This is a genomic window from Paracoccus sp. L-17, assembly GCF_056857655.1.
Genome location: NZ_JBSXNM010000026.1, coordinates 60,608 through 70,090, shown reverse-complemented (window position 1 = coordinate 70,090; position 9,483 = coordinate 60,608). Strand labels below are relative to the sequence as shown.

Genomic DNA, 9,483 nt, shown 5'->3' with positions numbered 1-9,483 from the left:
TCTTCACCGCCGCCAGCAAGGCGCAGCAGGCGGCCGACTGGATGCATGCGCAGCAGCCCCATGCAGAGGAGGTAGCGGCATGACCAAAACCGTTCTCATTGCCGGAAAATTTCAGAATGGGGCTGGACTGTCAGGATATGTCGCTGAGCTCTGCACGGTGTTCTTGGGTCAGAAGCTGGGGTTCTCCGCGCATACGCTGGAGCTGAACGCGGCCTATCTCGACAACTGGGTCCGCGTACTCCGCTCGGACAAGCGGGCGATCTTCAAACATGCGGCGGACGCGCAGCGTGCCTGTGACTATCTCGTCGCGGCCTCGGAGGCCGGGCAAGGGGAGCAGGCCGCTTGAGGCCGGGGCTGTCCGTGCTGGCAGGGTGTCTGAAAGGAAAAGCTGGCTTTGGGTTTGGTGGTTTCAACACATCCCGAAAGGACAGACCCATGAGCCATGCCGAACCCGCAGATTATCCCCGACCGAATGCCACCGTCATCGCCGCCCAGAACGACGCCTTCCGCAGGTTTGCCTGCCTTGGCATCACCCCGGATCAGCCGATCCAGGGTCGCCTCGTCGTGACCCAGTCCCTGATCGAGGCCGGCGATGGCTTCGCGATGGAAGCCGTCCAGGCCACCGGTGCGTTCGATACATTCGAGCCCGACAATGACCCCGAGGGATGGCACGATTTCGGGGCGGTGACGATCCGGGGTGAGACCGTGTTCTAGAAACTGGATCTGTATGAGGCCAGTTCCGACTATCGCTATGGTGCGGAAACACCTGAGAACCCCGAGACCACCATTCGTGTGCTGACCGTCATGATGGCGCGTGACTGGTAGGGCAGGGCGCACCCCAACCTTCCATCACCGACAGGCCCGCTGACCCTCCGAAAGGGAAAGTGGGCCTCTTGTCCTGTTGGTTCCCGGATCCGGGGATTGGTCGCACGGAAACGCGCGGCCCTCTCAAACACGTCGAGAAGGACATGTCATGACTCATTCGTTCAAACCCACCACCGTCGCCATCGGCGATCTTGTCGCCCATCCTGCGAACGTACGGACCAATTCACCCGAGACCTACGCCTCCGAGAATATCGCGCATCTCAAGGCCAGCATCGCGGTATTGGGCCTCCTGCAACCGCTGCTCGTCCAGAAGATCGACGGCAAGTTCGGGGTGCTCGCCGGTGGCCGTCGTCACGCGGCCCTGCTGGAACTTGCTGCGGACAAGACCGCCAAGGGCTTCACCAACAGCACGAAGATCGATTGCCGCCTGGTCCCCGACGATTGTGATGTGACCACCGCGCTCTCGCTCGCCGAAAACATCACCCAGGCGCCGATGAATGCCATCGACGAGTTTGAGGCCTTCGCCCGGATGATGGAGATCGACGGTCAGACGCCGGAAACCATCGCCAAGACCTTCGGTACCACGGTCGCTGCCGTGAAAGGCCGTCTGCGCTATGGGCTCATCCATCCCGACATCCGCGCCGCGGCCCGCGCCAAATCGATCACGCTCGATACGATGAAGGCTTTCGCCGATCATCCCAGCCAGGAGGTGCAACGCGAGGTCTTCGAGGCGCTCACCAAGGAGGACAACCATGTCCAGGCCTACACCGTTCGGAACGCGCTGAAATCCCGCGGCGTTCAGGTCAGCGACGATATCGGGGCCTTCGTGCGCAAAGACTACGAGGCGCGCGGCGGTGCCATCGCGGCCGATCTGCTGGACGAGCATTCCGTGCTCGAGGATTCCGCGATGGTCGAAACGATCCTGCTGGAGAAACTCGCCACCGCCGCTGAAGAGGCGCGGGCAGAGATCGGCTTTGCCTGGGCGGATGCGGTCATCCAGTACGACTATGCCGCCATGGTGGATTATGGCCGGGTCTATCCGGGTCCGGTCGAGCCCGACGAGAAGGGTTCGAGGCGCGTCGACGAGATCACCGCCGAGCTTGAGAAACTCGAACACGAGATGGAGAACGAAGAACTCGAGGACGAGGCGTACAATGAACTCTACGAACGCGTGGACGCGCTGGAAGCCGAGGCGCGGGCCCTGCAGGAGGCCTATAGCAAAGAGGATCTTGCCCGTTCCGGCGTGATCGCGTCCTGGTCGCATGGCAAGATCTCCCTGCATGTCGGGATGGTGCGCCCTGATGACAAGGCGGAGCGTTCTGGCAAAGGTACCGGTGCACCGAGCGACAAGGGCGCCGCAGACGGCGTTGAGATCACCTATCCCGCTTCGCTCACCGAGGACCTGAAGACTGAGCGGGCGATGGCGCTCGGCGCGGCCATGGCGATGCATCCAGAGGCGACGCTTGATCTGACGCTCTTCAAACTGGTCACCGATGTGCTCACCAGCGGCATGGGCGTCACACAGGCGATCAAGGTCGATGCGCGACAGGAGTATCGCACCCACGCCAAGATGGATGAGATTGACGGCACCTCGCTTGAACAGGTGGCCGAGGCTCATGACGCGCTCGACCTCTCTTGGGCCGATGACGCGAAATCCCCCGCCGACCAGTTCGCGCTCTTCCGGGCGCTCGATGCGGGCGAGAAGGCGAAACTCGTGGCCTATGCCACGGCGGCGACCACGCAGTCCTGCTTCGCACGGGACCGGCAGCGTGACAGCCTGATGCATGATTTCGAGGTGGAGATCATGCCGGACATCCGGGCGCATTGGACACCGAATGCGGCACTCTTCAACCGCTTCAAGAAGGCTTGGCTCCTGAAGATTCTCGGCGAGGAACTGGGGCTCGCACAGGAGGCGGTGACATTGGCCTCCTCGACCAAGAAGCAAGTCGTCGAATTCTGCGACAAGCTCTTCGCCGAGCCCTTCGCCACGCTAACGGAGGCGCAGCGCGCGGCGGTCGCGGCCTGGTGTCCGCCGATGATGCAGACGGCGGGTGTCGAGCCGGTCGATGCCAGCGAGGTCGAGGCGCCCGAAGACGAAACCGAGGTCGCAGAAGCGGCCTGACCCTACAGTCGACCCGCTCCGACCGGGGCGGGTCGCACCCTTCCCTCCATCTCACAGGTAAATCCTATGGCACTTCTCAGCTTCACTGCCGCGAGCGTCGCGGCGCAGATCGCGCATGCGCGCGGCTGCTCCACCTTCCTGCCCAACTGGAACGGGCCGGTCGGCCAACCCGCCCTGATCCTGATCGTCGGCACTGGTGTGCATCTGCGCTCCAATGGCATCGACGGTTCGACCACGCGGATCGTCACCACCGAACGCGCCGATCCCACATATGCCTTCGCCAAGGGCATCAACCCATTCCGCGATCCGGATTGGATGGCGGCGCGGCAGGCGGCGTTTCGCGATCTGACCGGCCAGTTCTACACCGACATTCTCGATGACGTGCAGATGCTTATCGACCGTGGTCATGACACCATCCGGCTGGCCACCGATGGCCACACGATCCGCGTCTTCCTGCGTCGCGCCGCCGACTATCTGATCGGCGGGACCTATGACGTGCCCTCGGGCCTCGGCGGGACGTTCCGGGTGATCCTCAGGGATGCCAGCGACACCCATGCGGTCGTGCAGAACTTCGGCAATTGCGAGGATTTCGACGAGATGCTGCCCTACCGGGTGCCGCTCGATGCGCTCATCGAAATCGATGATCGGAGGGCGGCATAGTGGGCTGGCTCTTCTACACCGACCGCCGCGTCAATACTTACGCGGATGAGAAGGCAGAAGTCGCCCGGCTCTGCACCTTCGAGACGGATACACGAAAGACGGTATTGCTCAAGGCCTGCAAGGTCGGCTCGACCTGGTATGCAGCTTTGAGGCTCACCAACATCGATGGCGCGCCGGTTGAAGACAGAACCTACGTGACCGATGCGGACGGGTCGATCACCTTCGCGGCCGTCTTCCTGACGCGCTACGACCAGGGCTGCTGGGGCTACAAGGATATGGAGGAGAGCGCCGGACCGGTTGAATCGCGTGCACCGCTCAGCATTCTGGCGCTGCTCTCCGAATTGAAGGATCCCGAGAGCTATGCCCATGCCTGGCGCCAGCGTTGCCGGGACTGGGCGGCGATCCCGGACTACGACGAAGGCGACAAGATAAGGCTGGCTGCACCGATCACGCTGACCGATGGCAGCACCTGCCAGATCGTGACCGCCACTCATTACCGGCGCGGAGCGCAAAAACGCCGGTGCTACCGTATCGAGGAAACCGGCGGGCTCGTGCGTCTGTCGAAGGCCTCGCTTGCCGGGTCCGAGCTCCTCTGCTCGGCGAAGAGTGAGGCGAGTCCGGTTCTGGCCGAGTTTTTAGCCGGGCGGAGTGCTGACGATGCGCCACCTTGAGGGTCTGACCTCCTGTCTATCCTGCCTCTTGCAGAATATTAAGAGATTACGTATATTCTTACTAAACCAGAAAATCTGTGGAGAGCCAGGATGAAGCAGTTTGCAGCAGGGGAACTGACCCGCAACACGGGCGATCTCTTCGAGGCGGCGACCGTCGCCCCGGTCGCAATCACGAAGCACCGTAAACCGCGCTTCGTGGTCATGTCGATGGAGCGATTCCAGGCCCTGACGGCCGGTCGCGGGTCGCAGGTGGCGCTCGATGTGGCCAACATGCCCGAAGAACTGGGCAACCTTCTCGACCAGGGCATAGAAGAGCATTTCCGTGACCGCTGACTTCCCCGCCGCCGGGCAGGTCTTCGACTACCACTACCTTTGGAAATGGCAAGCGGAGCGCGGCGAGACGGAAGGGCGGAAGAAGCGGCCTAGCTGCGTGGTGATCGTGGTCACCAATCAGGCCGGTCAGCACGTCATGTTCATCGCGCCGATCACCAGCAAGTCCCCGGCTCCGGGGCGGACGGCCCTGGAGATCCCCGAGACCGAGGCGCGGCGCGCCAGGCTCGACAGCGATGTCCTGCTCTGGGTCGTTCTGGATGAGCTGAATGCAGACATTCTCGAGACCTCCTATACGCTCGAAGAGCGCTCCCCACGCGGATCATTTAGCCCGGCCTTCACCGACGCGATCCTGCGCGAGGTGCAGCGCCTTCGCGCCGCCGGCGTGCTGAAGCTGTCGCGCCGGACCTGAGTCCCGAACACCGGGAAAACGGACGCGCCGGTCTCGCCGCCTTCGCGAGAGACCGGGGTCCGATCTCTCGGACCTCCTCACTTTCCAAACTTCCAGCTGCCTCCAACGCCTGAAAAGGGAAAGGGGGCTTTCTGTCCTGTCAGATCCGTAACCTGACTGGAAGGACTGACGACATGGCCGATCAAAGACCGAAGCATGGACCCGATATCCCATCCCAAGCTCGCCTCCGGGAGGCCTTTTCACAGATCGCCAGAGAGATCGATCATCAGCCCCTCAGAAGTTCATCGCTGGCGCGGGTCATGCGCGACACGTTCGGAGGCAGCGATGCCGGCGGCGCGTGGTCCTGGCGCATGGCCTATGACCTGATGCAGGCCGCCACGGTGACGACGATCATGCGGGACAGCGGTTCGGACGCGCTTGCGACGGCCAGATTGCTCGCTACACGGCTCCTGACGGAGACGCGACGCTCCGAGCAGCAAATCCGCCTTCAGCAATTCAGCACCCCGCTGCCCTATGCGGCGGTGGCTATCCGTGCTGCCGCCATTCGCCCCGGCGAAACCGTCCTCGAGCCCTCGGCCGGGACCGGCGCACTGGCAGGCTTCGCCGTGCGCGCGGGTGGCAAACCGATGCTGAACGAGATCGATCCCTTCCGCAGGGCGCTTCTCGAGACAATCTTTGACACACAGGTGACCGGCTTCGACGCCGAACATATTGATGATCTCCTGACGGTGCCCGACCTTCCCGGTGTCATCGTGATGAACCCACCCTTCGCCTCCTCGGTCGATCGGTCGCGGGACAAGCACATTGCGGCGAAACATCTGATCGGCGCTGCCAAGCGCCTCGCGCCGGGCGGACGTCTCGTGGCGATCATGCCGATGGGCTTCACGCCGGAACGGGACGCTGCCCATTGGGCACGGGCCTCGGCCATCGCGAAGCCGCGCCTTGCGCTTACTATCCCAGGCCGCGTCTACCGCAAGCTCGGCACCACCGTCGAAACTCAGCTCATGGTCTTCGACAAGGTGCAGGAGGACGTCGAGATCGTCCGCACAGCTGTCGACGATCTGGATGCGGCGCGGCAAATCGTCGATGACATCGCCGCAACCCGGCCGGTCGCTCCTCTTGTCAAGACCAGTGTGCAGGCACGGCGTGGGTCGCGCCGGGTCGGTGTCCCTATCGCACGTCAGCGCCCAATCGCCCCGGTGGCGTCTGCCAAACCCAAATCGCATGCCGCCATCCCGCTGGCCTTCACCTGCCTCGACACGCCCCGCGAAAACACCCCGGTCTCCGACATCTATGCCCGCTACCGTCCACAGCGGATTGAGATCACGGGGGCCCAAGAACATCCCACGCCTCTGGTCGAAAGTATCGCCATGGCCTCGGTCGCGCCCCCGGTTCCGTCGAATGTAGCCGCCTCAGACCTGAGGCTGCCCGGTCGCCTGATCGAGGGGGGTCATCTCTCCGAGGCCCAGCTTGAGACCATCCTCATGGCAAACGACGCCCACGGGCGCGACCTGCCGGGGCGGTTCACGATCGATGAGGACCAGACCCGGATGACCCGTGCGGACGATGATCCGGAAGCGCGCGCCTATCGCCTCGGATATTTCCTCGGCGATGGCACCGGCTGCGGCAAGGGCCGCGAATGCGCGGGGCTCATCCTGGTCAATTGGCTCGCGGGTCGTCGCAAGGCGGTCTGGATCTCCAAATCCGCCACGCTCATCGAGGACGCGATCCGCGACTGGACCGATCTCGGCGGCTCGCCCGCCGACATCCAGCCGCTCTCCAAATGGAAGCCTGACCAGCCTATCTCCATGGGCGATGGCATCCTTTTTGTGACCTACGCGACACTCCGGTCCGCAGGCAAATGCGGCACGACCCGGTTGAGCCAGGTTCTGGGCTGGATAGGCGAGGGGTTCGACGGGGTACTGGCCTTCGACGAGGCCCATGCAATGCAGAACGCGGCCGGGTCCGACGAGGGCAGGGGCGTCAAGCCCTCCCAACAGGGTCTCGCCGGGCTGCGCCTGCAACTTGCTGCGCCCCGGGCGCGGGTCTTCTACGTCTCGGCGACCGGCGCCACCAGCGTGCAGAACCTGGCCTATGCTTCACGCCTCGGGCTCTGGGGGCAGGGGCCCGAATATCCCTTCCCGAGCCGGGAGAGTTTCGTCTCGGCGATGGAGGCCGGAGGCGTTGCCGCGATGGAAGTCGTGGCGCGCGACCTCAAAACGCTCGGCTTCTACACCGCGCGAGCACTCAGCTTCGACGGCGTGGAATACGACGTGCTCGAACATGCTCTCACACCCGCCCAGATCGAGATCTACGATGCCTATGCCGGGGCCTTCCGGACGATCCATCACAATCTCGAAGCGGCGCTGACCGCGACCGGTGTCAACGATGCCTCCGGCCAGGCCAACGCCTCCGCCGCGAAGGCCTCGGCCAAGTCCCGTTTTGAAAGCACCAAGCAACGCTTCTTCAACCACCTTCTGATGGGCATGAAAGCCCCGACCGTCATCCGTGCCATTGAAAATGATTTGGCCGAGGGATTTGCCTGCGTCATCCAGGTTGTTTCCACGGGCGAGAGCCTCTTGAAGCGTCGGCTTGAAGCGATGGACCCCGAGGACGAGCTGGTCGAGGCCGCGTTGACGCCTCGGGATTATGTGCTCTCCTACCTCGAACAGGCCTTCCCGATCCATGCCCAGAAGCTCGTGGAGATCGACGGAAACATGGTGGCCGAGCCGCTGCGGGATGCGAACGGTGCCCTGGTCGTCTCGCGCGAGGCCGAGGCCTTGCGCGATGCGGCGATGATGGAGCTGATGGCGCTTGCGCCTATTCCCGCCGCGCTCGACCAGATCCTTTGGGCCTTCGGCGATGAGGCCGTGGCCGAAGTAACCGGGCGCTCCATTCGACCCCTGAAATCCAGCGACGGGGCCCTGTTTATCGAAAAGCGCAGCGCCAACAGCAATTCCTCGGAAACCCGCGCCTTCATGGATGGCGAGAAGGATATCCTCATCTTCTCGGATGCCGGCGGGACGGGCCGGTCCTACCACGCGGCCCAAACGGCGAAGAACCAGAAGCGGCGGCGGCACTATCTGCTGGAGCCCGGTTGGCGGGCCGATGCGGCGATCCAGGGGCTTGGTCGCACGCATCGTTCGGCTCAAGTGTCGGCACCCTTCTTCCGGGTCTGCACCTCGGATGTGCATGGCGAGAAGCGCTTCACCTCCACGATCGCCCGGCGGCTCGATCAGTTGGGGGCGCTCACCAAGGGCCAGCGCGAAACCGGCTCCCAGGGCATGTTCCGCGAGGAGGACAATCTCGAAAGCCCGATCGCAAGGGCTGCGTTGCGCGGCTATTACGCGGACCTTGCCGCCGGGCGTGCCGGGGCAATGAGCTACGAGAAGTTCTGCGATTGGACCGCCCTGCGGCTCATCGACCAGGACGGTGTGCTGCTGGAAGAGTTGCCGCCGATCCAGCGCTTCCTGAACCGGGTGCTGGCGCTTCCCATTCACATGCAGAACGCGCTTTTCGCCGAGTTCATGGGACGGATCGCCGATCAAACCGAGCGCGCCCGCGCCGCCGGCACGCTTGATCTCGGCGTCGAGACGTTGCGCGGCGAGCGGATCGAACAGGTCTCGGCGGAAGACCTCTGGACCTGTCCGCGCTCCGGGGCGGTGACACGGATCATCGGGCTCGAAGTGACGGACCCCGTGTATGTACTCTCGGCAGAAGACGCTTTCGACCGGAGCCCTGACAAGCTGACCATGATCAACCGCGCTTCAGGCCGCGCGGCGCTCATCTCCGTTCGCCCGATGCAGATGTATGACGAGGAGATCGTCACGCTGATGCGCAAGGTGACACGCCCGAGCGGGTCCACCTATGTCGAGGAAGGGAAGTTCCAGGCTTCCGCCTGGGAAGAGATCGAGCAGTCTGAATTCATCCGCCTTTGGGATGAAGAGGCTGATGGCCTGCCGAAGACCACTACGACGAAGCTCTATCTGCTAACCGGGCTGCTGCTGCCGATTTGGAAGGACATCCCCTCAGGCAACGAGCGCATCTACCGGGTCACGCCGGAAGGGCAGGGGAGCATGATCGGCCGCACCGTCAGCGAGGACGGCGCCGCGGCCCTGCGTGCGCGGTTCATGGTCGGCACGCCGAAAACTCCGCAGGAGATGCTGACGGCGGCACTCGGATCCACCGCGCCGGTCGATCTGGGCCGGGGTCTCACACTCACCCGCCGCCGCGTCGCGGGCGCGGCCCGCCTCGAGATCGACGGGGCCGATAAGGGTGCCATCGAGGGTCTGAAGGCGGTCGGGTGTTTCACCGAGATCATCGCCTTCCAGCTTCGGGTCTTCGTGCCGCACGGGGAGGGCGTCGATACCGTCGCCATCCTCGCTCGGATTGTGGGGGAAGGGTCTCCAACCGCGGCGGAGCGAGCCGCCTGAAAGGGAAAGTGGGCCTTGGGTCGAGGGAAC

Annotated in this window: 6 protein-coding genes and 2 pseudogenes; all 8 read left to right on the top strand. The window is 63.9% G+C overall.

Translation table 11 applies throughout. The features are described 5' to 3' along the window. Nucleotides 1-139 precede the first annotated feature (139 nt). Nucleotides 140-346, top strand: a pseudogene (locus tag AC13CR_RS03505) (zincin-like metallopeptidase domain-containing protein); the annotation flags it as partial. 89 nt (nt 347-435) lie between these two features. After that, a pseudogene (locus AC13CR_RS03500) lies at nt 436-825 on the top strand (DUF3768 domain-containing protein). 148 nt (nt 826-973) lie between these two features. Next, on the top strand, nt 974-2,947 hold the full coding sequence (locus tag AC13CR_RS03495; protein ID WP_482900445.1) for a ParB/RepB/Spo0J family partition protein: 1,974 nt from the start codon (nt 974-976) through the stop codon (nt 2,945-2,947). A gap of 66 nt (nt 2,948-3,013) precedes the next feature. Further along, nucleotides 3,014-3,607 carry a regulator gene (locus tag AC13CR_RS03490; protein ID WP_482900444.1) on the top strand — a complete coding sequence of 198 codons (594 nt, stop codon included), beginning with the start codon at nt 3,014-3,016 and terminating at the stop codon, nt 3,605-3,607. Further along, nucleotides 3,607-4,278, top strand: a complete 672-nt coding sequence (locus AC13CR_RS03485; protein ID WP_482900443.1) for a DUF6927 domain-containing protein — start codon at nt 3,607-3,609, stop codon at nt 4,276-4,278. Before AC13CR_RS03490 ends, AC13CR_RS03485 begins: the two co-directional genes overlap by 1 nt. Nucleotides 4,279-4,368: 90 nt before the next feature. Next, a complete protein-coding gene (locus AC13CR_RS03480) occupies nt 4,369-4,611 on the top strand; it encodes a type II toxin-antitoxin system prevent-host-death family antitoxin (protein ID WP_482900442.1) in 243 nt (80 codons plus the stop codon). After that, the gene (locus AC13CR_RS03475; RefSeq protein ID WP_482900441.1) at nt 4,601-5,020 is read left to right on the top strand and encodes a hypothetical protein; all 420 of its coding nucleotides are present in this window, start codon (nt 4,601-4,603) and stop codon (nt 5,018-5,020) included. Before AC13CR_RS03480 ends, AC13CR_RS03475 begins: the two co-directional genes overlap by 11 nt. Before the next feature lie 173 nt (nt 5,021-5,193). Further along, on the top strand, nt 5,194-9,453 hold the full coding sequence (locus AC13CR_RS03470) for a strawberry notch-like NTP hydrolase domain-containing protein (protein ID WP_482900440.1): 4,260 nt from the start codon (nt 5,194-5,196) through the stop codon (nt 9,451-9,453). The last annotated feature ends 30 nt before the right edge of the window (nt 9,454-9,483 follow it).